19 protein-coding genes are annotated in these 23,000 nt (G+C 45.4%); 10 read left to right on the forward strand and 9 right to left on the reverse strand.

Features of this window, described 5'->3' with window-relative positions; genetic code table 11:
- Window positions 1-674: 674 nt before the first annotated feature.
- Genes AACT19_RS23760 through hemC form a run of 4 tightly spaced genes read right to left on the reverse strand, consistent with a single transcriptional unit; the run spans window position 675 to window position 4,771 of the window.
- A complete protein-coding gene (locus AACT19_RS23760) occupies window positions 675-1,856 on the reverse strand; it encodes a heme biosynthesis protein HemY (RefSeq protein WP_076649077.1) in 1,182 nt (393 codons plus the stop codon).
- Entirely contained in the window at window positions 1,856-3,082 is a 1,227-nt protein-coding gene (locus AACT19_RS23765; RefSeq protein WP_017091151.1) for a uroporphyrinogen-III C-methyltransferase, read from the reverse strand. The genes AACT19_RS23760 and AACT19_RS23765 overlap by 1 nt, the downstream gene beginning before the upstream one ends.
- Before the next feature lie 19 nt (window positions 3,083-3,101).
- The gene (locus tag AACT19_RS23770; RefSeq protein WP_004736624.1) at window positions 3,102-3,830 is read right to left on the reverse strand and encodes a uroporphyrinogen-III synthase; all 729 of its coding nucleotides are present in this window, start codon (window positions 3,828-3,830) and stop codon (window positions 3,102-3,104) included.
- 2 nt (window positions 3,831-3,832) lie between these two features.
- Complete coding sequence (gene hemC, locus AACT19_RS23775) at window positions 3,833-4,771, reverse strand: hydroxymethylbilane synthase (protein ID WP_076649079.1); 939 nt, start codon at window positions 4,769-4,771, stop codon at window positions 3,833-3,835.
- A 344-nt stretch (window positions 4,772-5,115) separates the two neighbouring features.
- Here hemC and AACT19_RS23780 point away from each other — a divergent pair, with 344 nt between their 5' ends.
- Window positions 5,116-7,644, forward strand: a complete 2,529-nt coding sequence (locus tag AACT19_RS23780; RefSeq protein WP_017084846.1) for a class I adenylate cyclase — start codon at window positions 5,116-5,118, stop codon at window positions 7,642-7,644.
- 69 nt (window positions 7,645-7,713) lie between these two features.
- Here AACT19_RS23780 and cyaY read toward each other — a convergent pair whose 3' ends face one another.
- Window positions 7,714-8,028, reverse strand: a complete 315-nt coding sequence (cyaY, locus tag AACT19_RS23785) for an iron donor protein CyaY (protein ID WP_010438796.1) — start codon at window positions 8,026-8,028, stop codon at window positions 7,714-7,716.
- A gap of 75 nt (window positions 8,029-8,103) precedes the next feature.
- Here cyaY and lptM point away from each other — a divergent pair, with 75 nt between their 5' ends.
- The 8 genes from lptM to AACT19_RS23825 all read left to right on the forward strand — a co-directional run bounded on the left by lptM (window position 8,104) and on the right by AACT19_RS23825 (window position 18,075).
- A complete protein-coding gene (gene lptM / locus AACT19_RS25545) occupies window positions 8,104-8,220 on the forward strand; it encodes an LPS translocon maturation chaperone LptM (RefSeq protein ID WP_407829960.1) in 117 nt (38 codons plus the stop codon).
- Window positions 8,221-8,261: 41 nt separating this feature from the next.
- Window positions 8,262-9,515 carry a diaminopimelate decarboxylase gene (gene lysA / locus AACT19_RS23795; RefSeq protein WP_004736616.1) on the forward strand — a complete coding sequence of 418 codons (1,254 nt, stop codon included), beginning with the start codon at window positions 8,262-8,264 and terminating at the stop codon, window positions 9,513-9,515.
- An 11-nt stretch (window positions 9,516-9,526) separates the two neighbouring features.
- Window positions 9,527-10,357 carry a diaminopimelate epimerase gene (gene dapF / locus AACT19_RS23800; RefSeq protein ID WP_004736615.1) on the forward strand — a complete coding sequence of 277 codons (831 nt, stop codon included), beginning with the start codon at window positions 9,527-9,529 and terminating at the stop codon, window positions 10,355-10,357.
- A gap of 44 nt (window positions 10,358-10,401) precedes the next feature.
- Window positions 10,402-11,100, forward strand: a complete 699-nt coding sequence (locus AACT19_RS23805; RefSeq protein WP_017080895.1) for a DUF484 family protein — start codon at window positions 10,402-10,404, stop codon at window positions 11,098-11,100.
- Window positions 11,069-12,001, forward strand: a complete 933-nt coding sequence (gene xerC / locus AACT19_RS23810; protein ID WP_017079841.1) for a tyrosine recombinase XerC — start codon at window positions 11,069-11,071, stop codon at window positions 11,999-12,001. Before AACT19_RS23805 ends, xerC begins: the two co-directional genes overlap by 32 nt.
- A 15-nt stretch (window positions 12,002-12,016) precedes the next feature.
- Window positions 12,017-12,733, forward strand: a complete 717-nt coding sequence (yigB, locus tag AACT19_RS23815; protein ID WP_076649081.1) for a 5-amino-6-(5-phospho-D-ribitylamino)uracil phosphatase YigB — start codon at window positions 12,017-12,019, stop codon at window positions 12,731-12,733.
- A gap of 170 nt (window positions 12,734-12,903) precedes the next feature.
- Window positions 12,904-15,402: a bifunctional diguanylate cyclase/phosphodiesterase gene (locus AACT19_RS23820; RefSeq protein WP_076649082.1), complete on the forward strand. Its 2,499-nt coding sequence runs from the start codon at window positions 12,904-12,906 to the stop codon at window positions 15,400-15,402.
- A gap of 192 nt (window positions 15,403-15,594) precedes the next feature.
- A complete protein-coding gene (locus AACT19_RS23825) occupies window positions 15,595-18,075 on the forward strand; it encodes a bifunctional diguanylate cyclase/phosphodiesterase (RefSeq protein WP_076649084.1) in 2,481 nt (826 codons plus the stop codon).
- Between the two features lie 178 nt (window positions 18,076-18,253).
- On the opposite strand, the gene AACT19_RS23830 is transcribed toward AACT19_RS23825, so the two are convergent.
- Window positions 18,254-18,850, reverse strand: coding sequence for a tRNA-uridine aminocarboxypropyltransferase (locus tag AACT19_RS23830; RefSeq protein WP_076649086.1), 597 nt, complete (start codon window positions 18,848-18,850; stop codon window positions 18,254-18,256).
- A gap of 2 nt (window positions 18,851-18,852) precedes the next feature.
- Window positions 18,853-20,397, reverse strand: coding sequence for a COG3650 family protein (locus tag AACT19_RS23835; protein WP_076649088.1), 1,545 nt, complete (start codon window positions 20,395-20,397; stop codon window positions 18,853-18,855).
- Between the two features lie 39 nt (window positions 20,398-20,436).
- Here AACT19_RS23835 and AACT19_RS23840 point away from each other — a divergent pair, with 39 nt between their 5' ends.
- Window positions 20,437-20,904 (forward strand): EVE domain-containing protein, encoded by a 468-nt coding sequence (locus AACT19_RS23840; protein ID WP_076649090.1) that lies wholly within the window; start codon window positions 20,437-20,439, stop codon window positions 20,902-20,904.
- A gap of 87 nt (window positions 20,905-20,991) precedes the next feature.
- Here the strand turns inward: AACT19_RS23840 and AACT19_RS23845 are convergent, their stop codons facing one another.
- Both AACT19_RS23845 and AACT19_RS23850 read right to left on the reverse strand, forming a co-directional pair.
- Window positions 20,992-21,819 carry a Cof-type HAD-IIB family hydrolase gene (locus AACT19_RS23845; RefSeq protein WP_004736606.1) on the reverse strand — a complete coding sequence of 276 codons (828 nt, stop codon included), beginning with the start codon at window positions 21,817-21,819 and terminating at the stop codon, window positions 20,992-20,994.
- A 199-nt stretch (window positions 21,820-22,018) separates the two neighbouring features.
- Window positions 22,019-22,999: an alpha/beta fold hydrolase gene (locus AACT19_RS23850; protein ID WP_054548350.1), complete on the reverse strand. Its 981-nt coding sequence runs from the start codon at window positions 22,997-22,999 to the stop codon at window positions 22,019-22,021.
- Between the last annotated feature and the right edge of the window lies 1 nt (window position 23,000).

Raw genomic sequence — 23,000 nt, forward strand, 5'->3', positions numbered from 1 at the left:
TTTAATGGAATTGGTATTAGTAATAGCAGGGCTTTGCGCTCTAACATGACAAATTGATATTAATTAATAAGTTAGCAGGAGTTCTCTAAGTGGCTGTGGCTTCTTAATTACTTCTGTTGAGTAATTAAGCCGCGCTTTAAACTTCGGAGTTTTGTTGTGTCTCAGCATTGATTTCGTCTAGAGTCTGAAACTCCGCTGTTATACATTCACTTCTTCAATCTTAAACTAAGCTATCTGATCGTTATTCCTTCAAAAATCTATATAAAGGTTGTCAGTCAGCTCAAATGGATTCTAAACAGCTTGTTTTATAATTTGCTAAAAACTACATACGGATAGCTCTAAAGTATCCCTCAGTGTTTTTTAGGAAACCTTGCGGGTGATTTCATGAAGATTTAACCTCATGACTTAAAATCAGTACTTATAAAACATTAATAGCATTTGAAATCCAATGATCAAGATGTGTGACTTATGGATTGTTCCGAGCTAGGCAGGCCTTATTAAAAATGGACGGTGCTTCGGTCAGCAATAAGCTGGGTGTGGAGAAGGGATCTGGATGGAAGACTTTTACTACCATCTCTAGTGTTTGCTTATTGGTACTGAGGACGTTATCTAAGGTAAACAGTAGATACAAAAAAGCCGATGCTTGGCATCGGCTTCATGATAGTTGTAACAGTTTAAGCTGGTTGAACGAGAGCGAGTGCCTTACGAGAAACTTCGTGAGCTGCCTTCGTTAAGTTTTGCTTTTCTAGTGCATCAGATAGGTATCCGTAATCTGATACGTTTGAGCGAAGTGCTAGTGCTTTCTCGAAGTGGGTTTGTGCTTCTGCCCACTTCTGTTCTCTTAGGTAGAACTGAGCCAATGCGCTGTGTGCTTCGGCATTGCCACCATCTTTACTAATGGCGCGCTCTAGCATCACAACGACTGGGTGGTGATCGGCAAGGTTAAGCTCTGGAAGCAACATGTAGAGCTCATTTGAACCACTCTTCGCAATGTTCTCTTTGATCACAGTGAAGGCTTCTGAGTCAGCTTTACGAGCGATCAGTTGCTTCACAAAGCAGGAAACAAGGTGAGAGCTTTGTTTCTGCTTTCTTGAAAGCTTGTTCCAATGGCTGATTAAACCTTCGCTACCTTGCTGCTGTGCCACATCGTGAAGCAAGCCGCATTGTGCTTTTTGTTCTAACTCAACTTGCTCATCAGCCGTAAGAAGCTTGTTTTTAGCTAGCTTAGGCGTTAACTCTAGTAATGGTTGCCAGAGTTTAAGCTGCATGTAGGTGTCTTTTAATAGGCCAAGTACAGCGGTGTTATTAGGGTACGTACCTTTTAAGGTCGAAAGTGTATCGAATGCGGCTTCGTAGTTCGACTCACTGATCTGTTGTTTTGCTTTAGTTAGCTCAACGGCTAGTAGAGAGTCCTCTTGCTGGCTAGCAAGTTCGATGTATTTATCACGCTCACTCGTATTACCTTGTTCATGGGCAGCTTGAGAAGCGACTAAATAACAAAGCAGAGGCATGTCGTGATGATTAGCCCAACGAGTTACTTTCCTCTCTGCGCCTTTCCAATCACCTTCAAGAAGTTTGATGATGCCTTCATTGGTATAACGACGAGAACGTTTTAGTTTACGAACACTGAACCAGTTCCAAGTCGTTGAGCTTGCGTACATAAGCTTTTTGAATAGGTACTCCAAGCCGAATAGAGCAGCTAGAAGAGCAATGACAAAAATAACCAGTGTTGTCACGCTCATCTCAATGGTCTTATTTGCTATCGAGATCAGGACATAACCTTGCTGACCTGAGAATTGGGTACCGACAACTAATCCGGCACCTAGAACGAGAAAAAGAAAAATCCAGCGAATCATTATTTCTCCTCCGTGGTCATAACGGTCACTTCACGACGTAGGCGCTCACGTATAACATCTGACAACTCATTTTGAGACTCAAGTTTTACAGGGTATTTCACAGAGATATTCTGCTCACTTAACTGTTTAATCGCCTTCTCAAATTCGATCACTGAGTTGTTATCTTGGTTCAGGTACGCTTTCGACCACTCGCTAGCGGTATTAAGTGCTGCACTGTAGACATCACCTTGCTCTTTGTAGACAGCACGAATTGCGGTCTCTAATTTACCCTTGATATTCTCACGTAGGTAGAAGTGTTGCTCAGGAGAGAGTAGAGGGATGACTTCACCATCACGACTACGGAAGGTGATGAAGTTTTCTGAGAAGTCTTTCATCGACGTCATCAGGTTGTTCTGCCAATCATTAATATCTTTTGATACCGCTTTTTTCTCAACAACTGCAGCTTCTGGAAGAATTGCATTGGCAAGCGGTAGCGTATCGACTTGCTGTTGTAGGCTTGTGATGCGTAAAACTAAGCCATCGCGGTCGATAAGAGGGATAGTGCGAAGCTTAGTAATGTCATTGGTCATTGATTGGCGCAGTGATACTAAGCTTGGGTCATTTAGTGCGGCGATACGTTGATCGGCGCTTTCCATTAGTTTGGTTGCGCTAACGGCATCATGCTCAAGGAACAATTTACGACCTGCTAGTTTTACTAGGTAATCGGCTTCAGCAAGCAACCAGTCATTTGGTCGACGGCCTTTAACGTCAGCTACTGCTAACTGCAGGCTTTGAATACTCTTTTGTTGCTGGGATTGTACGACCTGAGTTTTCTCCACTGCGTGAGAAGCTTCTTGGATAGTCTCTTGCTTGATGGTTTGCAGGTCTTTATTTACTGCAGATTGGGTATTTTGCAGTTGTGTTTGAAGAGCAGCGATTTGAGTTGAGTACTCAGCGCTCTTTTGCTGCATTTGAAATGCGATGCCGCCACTGAAAATAATAGAAATAGCGATCGCAATAGCGCCTAGTTTGACACCGCGCTTACCTTGTTTTTCTGCTTTCTCGATTTGCTCTTTATGCTCAGCTTGAGGCTGTTCACTTTGAACCGTATTTGACGCAGAGGCATCAAGTTTTTTTTCAGGCTGTTTTGTCTCTGTAGATTCAGCTTTTTCGTTTTCAACAACTACTGGCTGAGTGTCTTGTTTCTTTTCAGGTTCAATATGCTCATTATTTTTTTTGCTTGTCATGCTTATTTCCTGTTTCTAGCTAGGGCCGGAGAGCAGCCAGTAATATTTGGTTCGTAGCACTTTGAGTATTGGTCACGTTCGAGAAACCGAGTTGTTGTGCTCGTTCTACTATGCGCTGGCTTGGGACAAATAGTTGTCTCGTTGAAAGCCAAGCCAAATACTCATCAGGGGTAATTGAGCAGAGATACTCCAATTGTTCCTGACTAGTGATGACAACTTTGGACGTTTTTTTGTTTATCCATGTTTGATAGATATTGTGATCGTTAATGGGAATATATTCTCTACGGTAGGTCTCACAATAAGAGACTTGTGCACCTCGATTGAGTAAAGAATCTCGAATGAGCTCACGCCCACCATTTCCACGCAGTATCAAAATGGATTTATTATCTACGCCATTAAGTTCAGTAAGTTTGAGAAGATGTTCACTATCACTCACTTGGGGATAGTTTACTTTTTGTTTACTAACTTTGCTTAAAACGTGCGCAGTTTTTTGACCAACGCCAAGATAAAGCGGCGAAGTTGGCCAAATAGATGAAGTTTTCGAAAGGATGTTTTGGGCAGCGGTCACAGCGTGGTGACTGACTGCAATAATGATATCGCTGTTATTAAGCTGGGTGCTTAAATCCGATGAGTGTGGATTATCAACGATACGAATAAGCGGATGATGGATTGCTTGAATCCCTTCATCCGCTAGTTGTTGGCAAAGCGATTGTCCCTCTGAGCCGGGACGTGTCACCAACACTGTCATGGTTATTCTTGGTCAGCGTAGAGCTTGGTTAAGATTTCTCTCGCACCATCATCTAGCAATTGATTTGCCAGAGTAACGCCAAGCGCTTCTGCATCTTTGCGAAGGCCAGAGATCTCACCACGAACCATTTTAGAACCATCTGGTTCGCCTACTAGTGCACGTAGCCAGATATTATCGCCATCTAATAATGAATAGCTGCCGATAGGAACCTGACAACCACCTTCTAGGGTAAGGTTCATTGCACGTTCGCACAGTACACGATCAGCCGTGTCTTTATGATTCAGTGGTTCAAGGAGTTTAATCAGACGCTCGTCATCAAGGCGACACTCAATACCAACAGCGCCTTGGCCAACAGCAGGGAGAGATTTCTCTGGTTCGATGAAGCTACGAATACGCTCTTCTAGCTCTAGACGTTTAAGACCCGCAGCAGCCAGTACGATCGCATCGTATTGACCATCATCGAGTTTACCTAGACGAGTACCAACATTGCCGCGCAGTTCTTTGATGATGAGATCTGGGCGGTATTCTAGCAACTGACATTGACGACGCAGGCTACATGTACCCACGACAGCACCTTGTGGTAGCTCGTCGATGTTGTTGTAAGTGTTTGAAACGAAAGCATCGCGAGGGTCTTCACGTTCACAGATAGTTACTAGACCTAGACCTTCAGGGAAGTCGACCGGTACATCTTTCATTGAGTGAACGGCTAGATCAGCACGACCTTCTAGCATGGCGACTTCGAGTTCTTTAACGAACAGCCCTTTACCACCCACTTTAGCCAGCGGGGTATCTAGGATGATGTCACCTTTGGTCACCATAGTTACCAACTCAACCTCTAAACCAGGGTGAGCAGCTTGCAGTGCATCCCTTACAAAGTATGCCTGCCAAAGGGCAAGAGGGCTTTTTCTGGTCGCGATACGGATTGGTGCTGAATTTGTCATGGTGTTTCCGATATAGGTTCTGTAATAGGCTAATCCTACCATTGTGAGGCGAAAATTCTTACTGTTTGATCATTCCATGCTTTGATAGCTGAGGGATTTTCATGAGTTCACCAAAATAGTGTGATTGGTATCTCATTTGAAACATGGGCTATTATTAGAAATAGGTAATAAAGAGGACACTACGGCGCCGTGAGTTTAACTTTTTGTCATCAAGGTATTGGCCAGTATGACAGGTTCCTTTGCTTTACCATTAAGGGTAAAAGTGTTAAATTGATCACGTTTTGTTGCTCCTTTCGTTCAGTAACTAAACAGAAGTGCATTTAATCTCAAACCAAGGACTTACCTTGCAGGCTTACACTCAGACTTTGATTCAACGATTAGACAATCTTAATCAGCAGCGCATTGATCGTGCGTTGGCGTTGATGAATGTCCAAGGCCAGCGAGTTTTCAACCTTATTCCTGCACTACTTCACTTCAATCATCCCATGATGCCTGGTTATTATGACCAACAAGTTCCTTTTGGAATTCGTAGCTTCACGCCTAATGAATTCCAAAAGCAATTTGTCTCTGATACCGAATTAACGCTGGGTGGAAAACTCACCGAGGCTGCTGAACCGGCAATCCTGGGCTTGTACACCATGGGCAGTACTTCTTCTATTGGCCAAAGCACTTCAAGTGATCTCGATATCTGGGTGTGTGTTTCTCCGGATATGGATGGCGCATCTCGCGACAGCCTGACCAACAAATGTTTGTTGATTACCGACTGGGCTGAAACCTTAGGGGTTGAAGCTAACTTCTTCTTGATGGATGAACAGCGTTTCCGCTCAAACCATTCTGAAGAGATGACCGGTGATAACTGTGGTTCTTCACAGCACTTATTACTGCTTGATGAGTTCTATCGCTCTGCCGTTCGTTTGGCTGGCCAGCGTTTGTTGTGGCAAATAATTCCGCCAGAAATGGAAGAGTGTTACGACGAGTATGTCCAAGGCCTGTGTCAGGATGGTTATCTTGATTGCTCGCAGTGGATCGATTTCGGCAAGCTGAACCGCATCCCTGCTGAAGAGTACTTTGGTTCAAACCTATGGCAGCTCTATAAGAGTATCGACTCACCGTATAAATCGGTTTTGAAGGCGATTCTGTTAGAAGCTTATTCATGGGAATACCCAAACACCCAACTGCTTAGTATTGATACCAAGCGTCGCTTCTTTGCAGATGAACCGGATCTGTATGGCATGGATAGTTACTATCTGATGCTTGAAAAGGTAACGCGCTATCTAGAACGCATTAACGACCACACTCGATTGGACTTGGTGAGACGCTGTTTCTACCTTAAGACCCACGAGAAGTTGTCACGAGATGCGGGCATTGGTTCTGTTGCGTGGCGTCGTGAAGCCTTAACTGAGATGACTAAGTCTTGGAATTGGGGACATGAAACCATTGCTGAGCTCGACAACCGCCGTAACTGGAAGGTTGAGCAGGTTAAAGTGGTGCACCATGCACTGCTTGATGCCTTGATGCTGAGCTACCGCAATCTGATTCAATTTGCGCGTCGTAACGACATCACTTCGGCAATCAGCCCACAAGATATCAGTATCTTGGCTCGTAAGCTTTACGCTGCGTTTGAGGTGTTGCCGGGTAAAGTGACACTACTGAACCCACAAATCTCTCCTGATCTGCATGAACCAGACTTGAGCTTCATCGAAGTTCGTCAGGGTCAGTCGAATAAAGCCGGTTGGTACTTGTATAAGCAGCCACTGGTAGCGCATCGTATTCTTGGTCAGCCTTCTCTGGAACACCATGAGTACTTGAGTAAGTTGGTTGCTTGGTCGTTTTTTAATGGCTTGATTACCGAGTCGACGCGTTTGCACTCTGTGGTGCGTGATGCTCAGATTGATATCGATAAGTTCTACCAAATGGTGAGCGACCTGCGTAATACCTTCTCTTTACGTAAGCGCCGCCCGAGTATGCAAGCTCTGGCGAGCCCGTGTGAAATAAGCCAACTGGCGATGTTCATCAACTTTGAAAGTGACCCAACTTCTGAATTAAGTGGTCGTGCGTTGAAGGTTGATCTTAAGAACGCCGATATCTTCAGTTTTGGTGAAGAGGGTAAGAGTTTAGTCGGCAGTGTTGATCTGGTTTATCGTAACTCTTGGCATGAAGTACGTACGCTTCATTTCCAAGGTGATACTGCAATGCTCGACGCGTTGAAGACGGTACTTGGTAAAATGCACCAAGATGCGTTACCGCCAGAATCGGTCGATGTGTTCTGTTACAGCAAAAATCTGCGTGGTGTGATGCGTAATATGGTGTATCAACTGCTTGCTGAGTGTATCGACTTACGATTGAAACCGATTGAGCCGGAGAAGCGCCGCCGCTTCAAGGCTATTCGTCTGGCAAACAAGATGTTTGGCCTGTTCTTTGAACGTCGTGGCGTTTCGGTGCAGATGCTGGAAAACTCGGTCGATTTCTATCGTAGTATCTCGACGAATAAGCTGAAGGGCTCACCTTTACTGATGCTCGATAAAGAGCAAGAGTATCAGTTACCAGAAGTGGTTGATGGTTTTGCGAGTGAAGGTTTAATTCAGTTTTTCTTTGAGGATACCGACAAAGGTTTCAATATTTATGTATTGGACGAGTCGAATCAAGTTGAGGTGTATCACCAATACAGCGGTGAAAAAGATGAGATGATCGCGAGCGTGAATTCTTTCTACACTTCAGTAAAAGATGAGTCGAAGGTGTCATCTAAGTTGATTAATTTCAATCTACCTCAGTACTACCAAATTGTTCATCCTGAAGAAGGTAACTCTTACGTGGTGCCTTACCGTAATGATGCGACTTTAGCTTCTCGGAGCTCAAAGATAGTCAACATCTAGGCTTATTCTCGATAATTGATATTAAGAAAGGAGTGATTGATTCACTCCTTTTTGTTTTTTTACCAATAATTAGACCCAATTGATCTCTTCACCTGCGTGCTTTACGCATTCTTCTTTTACCATCTCAAACAATTCCATGCCCGTCTTTGAGCATGTCCACTTGTCATCAATTAGCTTGAAGTGAAAGCCACCAGATTTAGATGCTAGCCAGATCTCACGCATTGGTTCTTGGCGGTTGATGATAATTTGGCTGCGGTTTTCAAACTCCAGCGTCATCACGTTACCAGTCACTTCGTAATCAACATCTGCCTCTGATTCATCGATAGCTTCTTCGATGTTTTGCATCTGTATATCGACCAGCTGATGAAATTCAGTATCGTTCATCCTTTCTATCCTATTGCTTTTCTTGAGTGTGGTGCGATTATAGGGGGCATTGAGTTAATAATCACGATATGCAAAATGAAAAAATTAATTACCGCTCTGTTTATGGTGTCCGTTATTGGACTTTCTGGTTGTGGTCAAACGGGTCCGTTGTACGATCCTGATGAAGTTCAGCAGACTGAACAATCACAATAAGTGAAACACGCAGAAATCGTTATTTATAAGGGATAAGAACTTTGGATTACTTCAACTATCAGGAAGATGGCCAGCTTTGGGCTGAGGACGTCGCACTTTCACAACTAGCAGAGCAATATGGTACACCGCTGTATGTATATTCTCGTGCAACATTAGAACGCCACTGGAATGCGTTTGATTCGTCGGTTGGCGAGCATCCACACTTGGTGTGTTATGCCGTTAAAGCTAACTCGAACCTTGGCGTGTTGAATACTTTGGCTCGCATGGGCTCAGGTTTCGACATCGTTTCTGGCGGTGAGCTAGAGCGTGTGGTTGCTGCAGGTGGCGATCCGGCTAAAGTTGTGTTTTCTGGTGTCGGCAAAACAGCAGCTGAAATGAAGCGTGCGCTTGAGTTGAACATAAAATGTTTCAACGTAGAGTCTGAGCCAGAACTAGAGCGACTGAATAAAGTGGCTGGTGAGCTTGGTGTTAAAGCGCCGATTTCACTACGTATCAACCCAGATGTTGATGCGAACACTCACCCTTACATTTCTACGGGTCTGCGTGATAACAAGTTCGGCATTGCCTTCGACCGTGCTCCTGCAGTTTATGCGTTTGCAAAAACACTCGATAACTTGTCTATCCACGGGATTGATTGCCACATCGGTTCCCAACTAACGGATATCGAACCTTTTATCGATGCCACTGATCGTCTGCTTGCACTGATCGACCAACTACGTGCCAATGATATCAACATCAAGCACCTTGATGTTGGTGGCGGTTTGGGCGTGGTTTACCGAGATGAATTACCACCACAACCTTCAGATTACGCGAAGGCTTTGTTGGCTCGTCTAGACAATCATTCTGATCTAGAGTTGATTTTCGAGCCTGGAAGAGCGATTGCTGCGAACGCTGGTGTATTATTAACGAAAGTTGAGTTCCTGAAACCAACAGAGCATAAAAACTTTGCCATCATCGATGCGGCAATGAACGATCTGATGCGCCCGGCACTTTACCAAGCTTGGCAGGATATTGTGCCAGTGAGCCCGCGTCAGGGTGAAGCGGTGACTTACGACTTGGTTGGCCCTATCTGTGAGACGGGTGACTTCCTAGGTAAAGACCGTGACCTTGTTCTTGAAGAAGGCGACCTACTGGCCGTTCGTTCTGCAGGTGCTTATGGCTTTGCTATGTCATCTAACTACAACACTCGTTCGCGTGCGGCTGAAGTGATGGTTGATGGCGATAAAACTCATTTGGTTCGTCAGCGTGAAGAGCTTACGAGTCTGTGGGAACTTGAAAACATTCTTCCGGAGTAATTTTAAGCGTTATGCACTTCCACTTTTCTAAAATGCATGGTTTGGGCAATGATTTCATGGTCGTGGACTGCATTACTCAAAATATTTTCTTTTCTCCAGATTTGATCCGTCGTTTGGCGGATCGTCACACTGGTGTGGGCTTTGATCAGCTACTTGTGGTCGAGGCTCCATATGATCCAGAAACCGACTTCCATTACCGCATATTCAATGCGGATGGCAGTGAGGTGGAGCAGTGTGGTAATGGTGCGCGTTGTTTTGCTCGATTCGTTCGCATGAAAGGCTTAACGAATAAGTACAGCATCAACGTGAGCACCAAGAAAGGTAAAATGGTTCTCAAGATTGAAGACAATGACCAGATCACTGTCAACATGGGCATTCCTGAGTTTGAACCTGGCAAAATCCCATTCAAGGCAAAGCAGCCTGAGAAGACGTATATCCTGAGAACGGATGTACATACCTTGTTCTGTGGTGCCGTAAGCATGGGTAACCCGCATGTGGTTACCGTTGTTGATGATGTCGATACTGCAGATGTGGAGACCTTAGGTCCGCTTCTTGAATCACATGAACGCTTCCCTGAGCGTGTTAATGCTGGCTTTATGCAAGTGATTAACCGTGAAGAAGTTCGCTTGCGTGTTTATGAACGCGGCGCGGGTGAAACTCAGGCGTGTGGCAGCGGTGCATGTGGCGCGGTTGCGGTTGGTATCAATCAAGGTTTGTTGGCTGAGAACGTGAAAGTTCGTCTACCTGGTGGTGATTTACAGATTAGTTGGCAAGGTCCGGGTAAACCTCTGTTTATGACTGGCCCGGCAACCCATGTGTTTGATGGTCAACTTTCTTGCTAATAAACATTCATAACCAACAGATTCATAAAAATAAAGGATAGGTTTTGTCTTACGTTCAAGCCGACGCACTCACCGCAGAAGTGGTCGCGGAATATTTACGTGATAACCCAGATTTTTTCCAAGACAGGAAAGGTTTGGTTGATCGCCTTGCTATCAATAATGTTGAGCAGGGCGCTGTTTCTCTGGTGGAGGTTCAGCTTAAACGCCAACGTCACCGAATCGAAGAGCTAGAGGAAGAAATCACTGGCTTGATGTCGTTGGCAGCGAATAACGATAAAACCTTCTATGAATTTATGGATCTGCAAGCTCACGTGCTGAAATGCAGTGACTTTATGCAGGTTATCAAGGCTGTTGAACAAAAAGCGTTAGATTTAGGGTTGAAGGCCCATGTACGAATTCTCTCGCAACCTGGCTTTTATAAGCTGAGTGAAGAGCGCTATTCGAAGTTTTCGCTCAACCATTTCAATGGTAAAGATGCTTATCTAGGGCGCTTGAGAAAAGCCGACAGACACGATTTGTTTGGTGATTTCCAAGTTCCAGAGCTAGGCTCTTATGTAGTACTACCACTTGCTAAGCAGTCTCCATTGGGTTTGCTTGCCTTTTCTAGTGAAGATGGCGGACATTTCCAACCTCATATGGATACGCTATTTTTACGCCATTTAGCACTTGTTGTGTCTCATTTGGCGGACACCTTACCTTGGCAGATAAATAATGAGCCTAGAGCCCAAAGTACCTCTTCCTAACAGCCTTCAAAAGCCACTTTCTCGCTTCTATGAATATCTCAGAAGCGAGAAGGGACTCAGCTTACACACCCAACGTAATTACAAACAACAACTTGAAACTATGGCCGCTCATTTGGTCACACTTGGACTGAAAGATTGGGGCCAAGTAGACGCGGCGTGGGTAAGACAACTTGCCAGTAAAGGCATGCGTGAAGGAATGAAAGCGAGCAGTATTGCGACGCGCTTATCTTCATTACGCAGCTTCTTTGATTTCCTTGTGTTACGTGGCGAAATGACCGCAAACCCAGCCAAAGGGGTTTCTGCACCTCGCAAACAACGTCCTTTACCTAAAAATCTCGATGTCGATGAAGTCGGACAGTTGCTTGACGTGAATGAAGACGACCCATTATCGATTCGTGATCGAGCGATGATGGAGGTGATGTATGGTGCAGGTTTACGTCTCGCTGAACTGGTTGGCATCAATCTTAAAGATGTGCTGGGCCGGCAAGGCGAAATCCGAGTGATTGGTAAGGGCGACAAAGAACGCAAAGCGCCGTTTTCAGGACTGGCCAAAGAGTGGGTCGATAAATGGCTCAAAGTACGCGGTGATCTTGCTTCTCCGGGAGAAAAGGCCCTGTTTGTGTCCAAGTTAGGGACCCGGATCTCTCATCGCAGTGTGCAAAAGCGCATGGAAGAGTGGGGTAAGAAGCAATCCGTCGCGAGTCATATTAGCCCGCATAAACTGCGTCACTCCTTTGCAACACACGTGCTTGAATCGAGCCAGAATCTTCGTGCTGTCCAAGAGTTGTTGGGGCATGAAAACATCTCGACAACCCAAATTTATACTCACTTGGACTTCCAACACTTAGCTCAAGCGTACGATGAGGCTCACCCTCGAGCGCGTAAGAAGAATAAAGATTAGATTAAAGGTTTTACTATGCGAATTTATCGAGGGTTGAAGCCCATCAAAGCCATGACCTTTGACTTGGATGACACCCTGTATGACAACTGGCCTGTGATCATAAAGGTAGAAAAAGAGATGGCGCAGTGGCTTTACCAAAAGCACCCAGTGTCGGCTTCTTTATCGCTTGAAGAGTGGCAGGGCATTAAGCAGCAAGTCGCCTCTGAAAACCCAGCTTTAAAGCATGATGTTACCGTTTGGCGTGAAACACAGATTAAGAGTGGCTTACTGCAGTTGGGCTACTCTCAGCAGCAAGCTGAACAGGCGGCTCGTGAGGGGATAGAACATGCTTTGTGGTTGCGCAATCAAGTCGATGTTCCTCAAGAAACGCATCGGGTGATGGCAGAACTTAGCCAACGCATTCCTTTGGTTGCGATTACCAATGGCAATGTCGATCCACATAAAATTGGCTTAGGGCAGTACTTTCAATTAATCCTTAAAGCCGGCCCTGATGGTAGAGCAAAACCTTACCCAGATATGTTTGAAAAAGCTCAGCAACACCTAGATTGCGACGCTGCGAATATTCTTCATGTTGGTGATCACCTCAAAACAGATGTCTATGGGGCTAAGCAAAATGGCTTCCAAGCATGCTGGTTTAATGACATTGGTTCCAATTTATACCTCTCTTCGAAGGCGAGTGTGCTGCCTGATGTTGAAATAGAGCAACTTAGCGATCTTATGCGACTAATTTAAAGACTTCTGTAAGCTTATTGTGTCGCATTTATGATATTGAATTGTTACATTAGTCGCAATTAAATGCCTGTTTAGGCTAGGATAATTGGCGACTACTTTTTATCGATTCGTTTCAGTCATAGCAGTGGTTGCGGGTTCTTCACTTCACTCTATTTCGATCAAGGGTTGGCATGCAAACATTTACATTTCTCGCAAATACTGAGGAGCTATTTAAATCTCAATTTGATCAGCGAGAGTGGTGTGACAGCAAACAATATCTTATTCAACTTTTCTCTGCCCAATCTTCTGATGTGGCTCGTCGAATCGCGAGTATTGCTCTCAATCGCCTAAGCAATGCCACCCTAATTGGCCAGAGTGCTCGTCATGTTATCTGTGACAATTGTCTTGAGAGTAGTTGTACCTTAATCATTATCAGTGAGTTTAATGAAACCCGTTTAACCTCCGCGGTTCAGCCTTTTACTGGCAACCCAAACCAAGACAGCCAAGAGCTCGCTTCTCAACTAGATCTCTCGAAAGATGCCAAAACGGTCATCAGCCTATGTGATCAGGTTGAAGGTCGTGATTACCCTATCTATAGCGCCTTTGAAAACCTACCCTATACATTGCCTGTTGCTGGTGGCTTGTGTCATGAGAATGAATACGGGCGTTGGGTTATGCATAACGAACAGACCTACCAACACGCTTGCGTGGCGGTGGCTCTGACTAACCCAAGATTGAAGGTTTGGTCAGATGCCTATTCTGAGTGGAACCCGATCGGGATGAAGCTGCGAGTGACTCACGCAGTGGGTAACCGTTTATATGCGTTGAATGACAAGCCGGCTATCGACGTATTCAAACATTATCTTGCTGATGGTAAAGATCTCCCTTTCAGTCAGTTGATGAGCTTTCCGCTTTATCGAGAGCTTGGCAGAAAGAAGGGCATATCGACACCGCTGCGTATTAATGATGATGGCAGTATCGAGTTTGATAGTCCTTGGCATGTCGGCGAAGAGGCACAGTTTTGTTATAACCATCCTTCTTTGACCGCAGAAAAAGTGCGTCACGGCGCTGAGATGCTTGCCATGCATCAGCCGGAATCGGTGATCATCTATAACTGCGTCTCTCGACTTGAATTCATCGACAGTAAACTTGAACTCAAGCCATTTGAGGGGATAGTAAATGCGTGCGGCGCATACTGCATGGGTGAGCTATACCGCAACGACGATCGCCAAGAGATACTGCATCACAGCCTCACCTATATTGCGATGAGAGAGTCGGACGAGATTAATGAGTTTCTTTGTGAAGATTTCCAGCGTGACTCAACGGTATCGCCACTGCTTAATCTCGTCAGAAATGCGGTGGCTGATCTCGACAGTATGAACACGCAGATGGAGAAAAAACTTCATCAACAGGCGCGCCGTTTAACCGAAAGTTACCGCATTGATTCTCGCACCGGGCTACCCAACCGTATCGTATTAAAAGAGCGCCTCAATACGATTCTCTTCAGTGAGCACTTACTGACGTTAAAGCTGACTAATTTCCATCAAGTTAACGAGAAATATGGTTACCAAGTGGGTGACCAGCTGTTACTTGATCTGTCTAATCATTTTGTCGAGCGATTACACCTTAGTGTGGCTAAGGAAGCTCAGGTGAAAGTAGAGCTGTTCAGCATTGGTGTCGGCGAATGGGCGATCATTTTTAACGCCAATGTTGGTTGCGATAAAATAGAGCAACGTTTCGTTGAATTTGCTGATGATATTGAGCACATCAATTTTGAGCCGTATGGCTTGGCTGATATTGATTATCTGTCAGTTTCTCTGTGTGGCGGCTTCGCTAGTCGTTGCGATTTCCTAACCGATAGTGGTGATGAGATCTTATTGAAAGCGATCGAAGCTCGACGTTATGGGGTCAGGAATAACACTCACATCACCAATGCTAAAGACATTCAGGTGAGTGAAGAAGATCGTAAAGAGCAACTAGGCTGGCTGAGCTGTGTAAGTCGTGCGATTTTAGATCAGAACATCATCACTTATTCCCAGCCAATTGTGGCGTCCGGTACTCACGAAATGATTGGCCAAGAGTGCTTGGTCAGAATCATGGAGTCAGACGGTACCATTGTGCCACCAGGTAAGTTCTTACCTATCATTGCCGACACGCACCTTTACACTCGCCTCAGCCGACACATGATTAAGAACACCATAGGTTATATGGCGGATAAGCAAAGCCCATTTTCTATCAACCTATCCCCGCAAGATTTGTTGAGCGACAAGACGCTTGAGGTGCTCGAGACCGCCATCAGTGCTATGAACGATCCCACTCGACTTGGCCTAGAGGTTCTCGAGTCTGAGCAGATTAAAGATTACGGTCGCATGATTGAGGTGTGTGATCACTTCCGTGCTCTCGGGGCGAGAATCATTGTTGATGACTTTGGGTCTGGCTATTCCAATATTGATGAGATCATTAAGCTTGAGCCGCAGATTATCAAACTCGACGGTAGTCTGATTCGCAACATCGACAAAGACCAAAAGCAAAGAAATATCGCCTCTCAGTTGGTTCGCTTATGTCAGGTGTTTAATGCGCAAACCGTCGCTGAATTTGTCCATAACCAACAGGTTTGTGAGATAGCAGAGCAAATGGGTGTCGATTATCTGCAAGGTTATTACTTTGGTGAGCCTAAGCGACTGTTTTAGTTGTTAAAGCTTTCCGTATCCTATTGTTACTTGCTTTAAAAATTGTTCTGCCGCTATTGGTGACTGTTTTGGGTGGAATCAATGATGTCTAACTAACGTCACAATATTTATAAGACGATCGTAAGTATTCCGTGCAAGCCTTATCTATAATAAGCACAATAACCAATCATTAACGTAACGATTAATGTGAATATGCAATCGACCTCTCTCCTGATACAAGACATAGAACAAACCCAGCGTGAATTGCAAAAGATAGATTTTCATCAACATGAAGACCTACTGATTCAGGTGTTTTCTTCTTTCGAGAAAGGTTCGGTTTTGGCTGCCTGCCAAGTGATTCAAGCGACTTTCCCTAATGCTAGGCTGATTGGCTGTAGTGCAAACCACTACATCAGCCAAGGCGTCATCCTGCATCAAGGTCTCTATCTTATTGTCACTCGCTTCGATGCGACCTCTTACACTTGTGGCGTTGTCGAATACAGCAAGCAACCACTATTAGATAGTCAATCGATGTGGCAGCAGCTTGAGTGCAATACCAATACTCAAAGTATCATCTGTTTCGCCGATCGTTTGCAGATAAACAACCGCGACTTATTTTCAGCGTTTGAACAATCGAGATATTCATTGCCTATTTGTGGCGGTGCATCGACCATCACAGATAATGGGCGATGGGTAATGCTAGATGGCACTTGCTATGAGAATGCCTATGTGATGTTGGCGTTGCACAGCGTTGAGCTCGCAACTACCAAGGGTTATTACACCGAGTGGAACCCTATTGGCCGCACTTTCCGTGTCACTGGTGCTCAAGATAACCGGTTGGCTGAATTGGATGGTATGCCTGTTCGCGATCTTTATAATCGCTACCTTGCTGATGGCCTCGAAGTACCTTTCGAGCAACTGCATAATTTCCCCTTGATGGTCGGTGACCCGAAAGAGCAAAACATTCACTTGCCACTCAAGGTGAGAGAATGTGGAGAGATAGAATTTAGTGGTCATTTTCAGATTGGTGATGAGGTCAGGTTTTGTTACGACCATCCTTCACTGACCTTGGAGCAGATCCGACTCGGTGTTCAACAGATTGCCTCTCATAGACCGGAGCAGTTTTTTATCTACAACTGCACCTCTCGTATCGATTTTATTGATGGTAACCAAGAAGTAGAAGTCTTCCAGAAGCTCGCAGACACCTATGGTGTGTACTGCATGGGAGAACTCTATCAAGAGCGTGGCCAACAACGAATCCTGCATCATAGCCTCACTTATCTCGCGCTTAGAGAAGGTGAAGGCAAGGCTGTACAGCCATTAGAGACACAACCCGCGACCAATATATCACCTCTGTTTTCATTGATTCGAAATGCACTGCTTGATGTTGATGACATGAACAACAGCATGGCGAGTAAGATTCAGCAACAAGCGACCGCATTGACGGCGAGCTACCGAATTGATCGTCGCACTGGGTTACCCAATAGAAGTGTACTGCGTGAGAAGCTGTCACAAATGAGCTCTGACAGTCATTTGTTGGCTTTGAAGGTCACCACATTTGGTCAAATCAATGAGAAGTATGGTTATCGAGTAGGTGACAAACTTCTGCATGATCTGAGTGATTACTTTCAGAAAGCGCTGTGGCAGTTTTTTGATGAGGGTTGCCAGCTCTACAGTATTGGTATTGGTGAGTGGGCGGTGGTGTTTGATAGTTGGGCCAGCCAAGAACACATTCATCAGCGTTTCTCTGAATTTTCAGACCAAACCGAGCATGTCAATTTTGAGCCGATGGGGCTACCCGATATCGATTATCTTTCGGTTTCAATCTGTGCGGGTGTCGCGAGTCGTCGAGATTTTCCAGCGACCTCGATTGATGACTTGTTACTGAAAGCGATTGAAGCTCGACGCAGTGCGGTGAGCCAGAATAAACATCTGGTGAGTGCCAAGACGTTAATTCAACTAGAGAAGCATCGCCAAGAGCAACTCGGCTGGCTATCGTGTGTGAGCCGCGCAGTGCTCAATCAAAATATTGTTGCGTGCTCCCAACCTATTGTATCGGCGCATAGCCACCAGATAGAAAGCTATGAGTGCTTAGTTCGAATTGAAGAGGACGGTCAGTTGATTGCGCCGGGTAAGTTCTTGCCGATCATTGAGGGAACTCATCTCTATACGCGTTTAAGTCGCCAGATGATAACGCGCACCTTTGATTTTATGAGCCAGAGAACCGATTCGTTCTCAATTAACTTGGCGCCACAAGATTTCAGCAATGAGAAAACCATTCTTCACCTTGAACAAGCCATCAAAAAAATCAGTCACCCACAGCGTATTGGTTTAGAAGTGTTAGAAACGGAGCAAATTCAGGATTACGGTCGCTTGATCGAGGTGTGTAATCACTTCCGAGATCTTGGTGTGAATATTATTGTCGATGACTTTGGTTCAGGCTATTCGAACATTGATGAGATCTTGAAACTGGAACCACAAGTGATAAAGCTTGATGGCAGTTTAATTCGCAATATCGATAAGGATAAAAAGCAACGCAAAATAGCCCAACAGCTGGTGAGCTTATGTCAGATTCTGAATGCTAAAACGGTGGCTGAGTTCGTTCATAATGAGCAGGTGTGTCGTATTGCTGAAGACATGGGTGTCGATTACCTGCAGGGTTACTACTTCGGTCAACCTCAGCGCTTATTCTGATAGGTAGAGTAAAATCTCTTTTTAACGAACAGCTAGAGTGTGCGTTTCACGTGAAACACTGGTTGGTTCAATAACGAAAGTACAATGTAAAAAAGGTGAGCTTATGGCTCACCCTTTTTGTTTTAGTATCTGTCCCGCCCTGAAATGTGCTTATTGCCTTCTCGAACGCCTGTTTGGTCTATTTGAGGGCGTGGCCACATTTGTCGGCGTGGAATACTTTTAGATACTGTTGGTAGTAGTCATCAATGAGCTTGGCAGGTTCGCTTTCACCTAAAGATTTGAGTAACTCAATACCCACTTCGCAAGTACACAGATGGCCACTGTCTTGATTGCGGCGCAAGGTGTAAGAGGATTCGCTGGTGATGTCGAGGTGAACTTGTGGGACAGCTTGTAACCACGAGCCCTTGTTAAGCATCTTCTTCGCTTCTTGCCATGTGCCATCCAAGATAATGAATAGCGGTTTTCGACTCATGGCTTGGGTCATCACTGCTTGCTGACACTCGATGCTTTGATCACTCGGGAATAAAAGAAACGGTTGTCGTGTTTCATCTTCAAGCAGCGCCATTAGCTCAGCTGGTGGTGTTTTCCTTTGCCACACAATGGACTGACACTGCTCAAGGGATTGCTGAAGCAACTTTCCGGTGTTGGTGTCTCGCGACAGTTCATTCTCATGAGTCAGTAGGACAAGTTCGGTTTGGCTTTCAACCGTCGGTATTAGATGACAAACGCACTGGTGAGTGAAGCCACAACCATGGCAAGCTTGTTGGTTACTCATCTTTACAGCTTAACTCCACTTTGTGCAGGTGATACACCATCAGCAAATAAAACCACATCGCTGATGTCAGCATCATCTGCAATTGGAGCAACACTTGGGTTGAGTGGGTAGCTCACACCAGAGTATGACAGTGTGTGTTTTGCAGGTGTTGCACCGCCGCCACTGACATTGAAGATCAGATCCTGCCAGCCGTGGTTTTGCGATTTACCTAAGCGTATGTCGCCCTTAACCAGTGTCACTCGGCTATTGAAGCGCCAGTTATCTTGATGGTTTTCGAAAATTAGCAGTGTACAGCCACCAGAACCACACCAATCGAGCTGGGCAAACAGTTCTTCCTTACCATCGCCATTTAAGTCGTAGGTTAACCAGCGGTACTTAGTATTGTCTGGTGAGGTGTTATTGATCTTAAAGTATTCGCGGATCGCTTGGTCGACTTTTTGATCAAGTTGATCGCTGGAGTTCACCTGCTTTGCGGTTAGATCAACGTTAGCGGTGGTGTTTACTTGCGCTTGTGCATTCTTAGCTTCGAATAGCACCAGACCGCCATTGGCAATCGGGTAGACAACGTTGCCCACTTTCTCTTTTTCAGCGACCAGCTTGCCGTTATCGAGCGTGAAGATGCGCTCGGAGATTAAATACTGTTGCTGGTGGCGAGTCATAACCACTTGTACCTGATTTTGGTTCAGTTGCTGCCAGAAGCCTTGTTCAACAATAGAAGGGTCTCCATTGCTGTACGAGTATGTCGTAATGGCGCTGTGGTCATCGTTGAGCTCAAGGTTGATAGAGAATCCAGTGTTCTGCGTTGAGCTAGCGAAGTAGAGCCCGCTCCAGTCCAATGTTGGATCTTGGTTAGAAACCGTTGCACAGCCATTATAGTTACTGTCATTGAGGTTAAGCTTGGCATGCCATCCATAGATAGAATCGCTCATGCCGTCGCTGCAACTCTCTTTTGTAAGGTTGAGTTTGCCTTGCGCTGCTTTACCTTCTAATTGGTAATCACGACTGCTTGGTGTGGTGCGGCTTGATTCAATATCGAGGATCTGTGGCTGTTCGCCCATCTTAGTGTATTTGAGCTGGTCTTTATCGAAGCTTGCTGACCAGAAGGGTTCATTGCCGAATACACGTGTTGAACGCAGGGGTTGGTCACAACGATCAGGGTTTTCTGCGGTGAGGATATTCACTTGATCAACCACGAAACGTGCCGTGAAATCTGCGTTATAACCTGTTTGGCTCGGTACGGTTAGATGACCAATCAGCTCGCCGTATAAGGCTTGGTAAGGTCTCGTTGAGAGCCCTTGTGCTTCTAATGCGAGTTCTGGCGTTAAATCTAACCAGTATTGTTGTTGGCTACCGCAAGGGGTGAAGGTTCGGCTTTCATGGCCAACCACTACCTGACCACGCATGATGAAGGTTTGCGGTTGAATGCTTAGTGGCTCATCCAAGGTTGCTGGAGGCAGTTCAGGTTGTTGCGGCGTATCAGGTGCCGTAACACAGCCTTGTAGAGCGAATGCGACTAGCCATGTCACTGGGTTTTTCATTACCTTCATGTTATATCTTCCTCGGAGCAACCGTTAATTGGATTTATTATGGCATATTGGTTATTTAAAACAGAACCCGACACCTTCTCTATTCAGACTCTGAGAGTACAAAAAACCTCTTGTTGGGAGGGTGTACGCAACTATCAGGCTCGAAACATGATGCGCGATGACGTTAAGCTTGGAGACCTGGTGATGATATACCATTCATCATGCAAGAAAGTTGGCGTAGCGGGGATCGCTAAAGTAACCAGAGAAGCCTACCCAGACCATTTTCAATTCGATCCAGAAAGTGATTACTACGATGCCAAGTCTTCGCCAGACAACCCGCGCTGGATAATGGTGGATGTCGAGTTTGTGCGAGTGACTCAGCGCTTAATTCCTTTGGCAACGCTTAAAGCGATGCCTGAGCTAGCAGAAATGCCGTTGGTTAAACGGGGCAATCGCTTATCCATCATGCCGGTTACAGAGCAAGAGTGGCAGGCGATCTTAAGCAAAGAAGTGCTAGGTTCTCGTTAGCGTTAGAGAGAGCTTTTTACGTAAGGTTCAAAAAAGGCAGCCATTGGCTGCCTTTTTATTTATTCAGATCTCTTCGACGAGACGAGGTTAGAGCAGGTGCTTTTCTAGGTAGTGAGCAACGGCGTCGTCTGCGCTGCTGCCAATCACTTCATTGTCTGGTAAAGCTTTAAATACTTTCTCATGCGATGTACCCATCACTAAGCCTTTGCCTGCCATAGCCAGCATCTCGGCATCGTTCATTCCGTCACCAAAGGCAACACAGTTATCCAGTGTCAGGTTCAGTGATTTCGCAACAGCGTCTAGGGCATGGCCTTTAGAGACTTCAGCGGCCATTACTTCTAGGCACCAAGGTGTAGAGAAGGCGATGTTCAGCTTGTCGCCAAAAGCATCTCTTAGCTTTTGTTCAAACGTGACCAGATATTCGTGGTCTTGTTCTGGATGTGTGAAGAAGACTTTCGCGATGCCTTCGCTTGGTGCATTTTCTGCTTCAAAGCGCTTGTAGCTAAAGCCAGACTCACTGTGGAATTTTGCCAGCATTTCGTCTTCACGGTCCAGTAGCCAATCTTCATTCTGGTACATGTGAATAAAGAGGTTTGGATCTTGGCGAACAATATCGATAACAGGTTGAACGAGTTCCTGAGGCACGTTCTGGCTATACATCAGTTGATCGTTCTGGTCATGCACGCGTGCACCGTTTGAAGTGATCATGTACGCCGGAATACCTGCGATCTGACGAATACCCGCCACATCGACGTGGTGACGACCCGTAGCGAAGATAAAGGTATAACCTTGGTCGTGTAATTTCTTAAGTGTTAGCTTGGTAAAGTCGCTTAGCTGATGGTTGGGAGCCAAAAGCGTACCATCTAAATCAGAAGCAACAATTTTCACGGAATCTTTTAGTGCAGGAATACTCATTTAACCCTCATTGCAAAAATGCTTAACCAATATCGACGCTAGCCAACGCTAGAATCGTTTTAACTACAATATCTCTAGGTAGAAATTGTATGCCAATTTCATGCAAGAAAAGAGGGCAAAGCTCACTTACTTCTCTTCCTCTTTAGCGCTTATGTTCTTGGTCGGTTACTCAGCTTATTCGCTTATTCGTTTATTAGCTCTAGGCAAAAAACTGATTGATAGCATTCAGTGTTTGATTACGATATTCGTCTTTCTCAAACAGCACCTCATGCTTAGACCCTTCAATGGCCTTAAACTGGCAGGCTGAGTTGGTTTTCTTCAGTTTATTTATGAACTTCACTTGAGCGCTGTTGCTAACAATCTTCTCCTCCCCAGCTTGAATCAATAGCAGTGGGATCTTGATTTGACGAGTTTGTTGTATCGCCTGCTTGGCTGCCATTAACCCTTGCCATACCCAGCGAGTGCTTGGTCCACCAACCTGCAAAGAAGGGGAGCCGTCATACAAGCAACGGAACCAGTGATAGCGTACCTTGCTGTGGCTGAGTAAGTTATTTTCGAAGGGCTTAGAGTAGTACGCTTGCTGTCCCGGGGCATAAGTCGGCTTAGCATAGAAAGCGGTGAGTACTTGTCCAACGACCATCGCGATGGGCTTGAAGTACCATTCAGTCTTAATCCCAAACATCGGAGCGCACAGAGTAACTTTGTCAAACGGGTGATCGGGATGAGTTTGTAGATAGCGAGTGGCTATGGTGCTGCCCATTGAGTGTGCCAGTAGGTAGCGATTGGCGTATCGGCTTAGGTCAAAACTGGCAATGACGTCAGACATGTCTGAGGCGTAATCATCAAACTCATGAATGTGACCAATGTCAGAGTCTGTTACCATACGTTCCGACTGGCCTTGACCTTGGTGGTCAAATGAATAAACGTCATAGCCTTGCTGATAAAAATCATAAAAGAGTTCTTGGTATTTCAAGCAACACTCAATGCGGCCATTTGAAATAACAATGGCTTTGGTGTGCGTTGGTGAGGTTAGGCTACACCAGTACAGCTTCTTTTTACCTGATGATGTGACATACCCATCTTTACGTTGTTGCCAAAGGGCAGGGATCGGGTGTTTAATCGCTTGCTCGAACTCAGGTTCTTGCGTGTACGAAAATGGGGCGGCACTGTGGTTTTCCATG

Origin of the sequence: Vibrio sp. 10N.222.47.A9 (assembly GCF_963872585.1) — a bacterium.
Taxonomy (GTDB): domain Bacteria; phylum Pseudomonadota; class Gammaproteobacteria; order Enterobacterales; family Vibrionaceae; genus Vibrio; species Vibrio splendidus.

What these genes read in the sequence shown, in the direction of transcription:
- lptM (WP_407829960.1), top strand. Translation starts at nt 8,104, where the DNA reads ATGAAAAAATTAATTACCGCTCTGTTTATGGTGTCCGTTATTGGACTT.
- xerC (WP_017079841.1), top strand. Translation starts at nt 11,069, where the DNA reads ATGAGCCTAGAGCCCAAAGTACCTCTTCCTAACAGCCTTCAAAAGCCA.
- AACT19_RS23770 (WP_004736624.1), bottom strand. Translation starts at nt 3,830, where the DNA reads ATGACAGTGTTGGTGACACGTCCCGGCTCAGAGGGACAATCGCTTTGC.
- dapF (WP_004736615.1), top strand. Translation starts at nt 9,527, where the DNA reads ATGCACTTCCACTTTTCTAAAATGCATGGTTTGGGCAATGATTTCATG.
- AACT19_RS23760 (WP_076649077.1), bottom strand. Translation starts at nt 1,856, where the DNA reads ATGATTCGCTGGATTTTTCTTTTTCTCGTTCTAGGTGCCGGATTAGTT.
- AACT19_RS23835 (WP_076649088.1), bottom strand. Translation starts at nt 20,397, where the DNA reads ATGAAGGTAATGAAAAACCCAGTGACATGGCTAGTCGCATTCGCTCTA.
- AACT19_RS23820 (WP_076649082.1), top strand. Translation starts at nt 12,904, where the DNA reads ATGCAAACATTTACATTTCTCGCAAATACTGAGGAGCTATTTAAATCT.
- hemC (WP_076649079.1), bottom strand. Translation starts at nt 4,771, where the DNA reads ATGACAAATTCAGCACCAATCCGTATCGCGACCAGAAAAAGCCCTCTT.
- AACT19_RS23845 (WP_004736606.1), bottom strand. Translation starts at nt 21,819, where the DNA reads ATGAGTATTCCTGCACTAAAAGATTCCGTGAAAATTGTTGCTTCTGAT.
- cyaY (WP_010438796.1), bottom strand. Translation starts at nt 8,028, where the DNA reads ATGAACGATACTGAATTTCATCAGCTGGTCGATATACAGATGCAAAAC.
- AACT19_RS23825 (WP_076649084.1), top strand. Translation starts at nt 15,595, where the DNA reads ATGCAATCGACCTCTCTCCTGATACAAGACATAGAACAAACCCAGCGT.
- AACT19_RS23840 (WP_076649090.1), top strand. Translation starts at nt 20,437, where the DNA reads ATGGCATATTGGTTATTTAAAACAGAACCCGACACCTTCTCTATTCAG.
- AACT19_RS23765 (WP_017091151.1), bottom strand. Translation starts at nt 3,082, where the DNA reads ATGACAAGCAAAAAAAATAATGAGCATATTGAACCTGAAAAGAAACAA.
- yigB (WP_076649081.1), top strand. Translation starts at nt 12,017, where the DNA reads ATGCGAATTTATCGAGGGTTGAAGCCCATCAAAGCCATGACCTTTGAC.
- AACT19_RS23830 (WP_076649086.1), bottom strand. Translation starts at nt 18,850, where the DNA reads ATGAGTAACCAACAAGCTTGCCATGGTTGTGGCTTCACTCACCAGTGC.
- AACT19_RS23850 (WP_054548350.1), bottom strand. Translation starts at nt 22,999, where the DNA reads ATGGAAAACCACAGTGCCGCCCCATTTTCGTACACGCAAGAACCTGAG.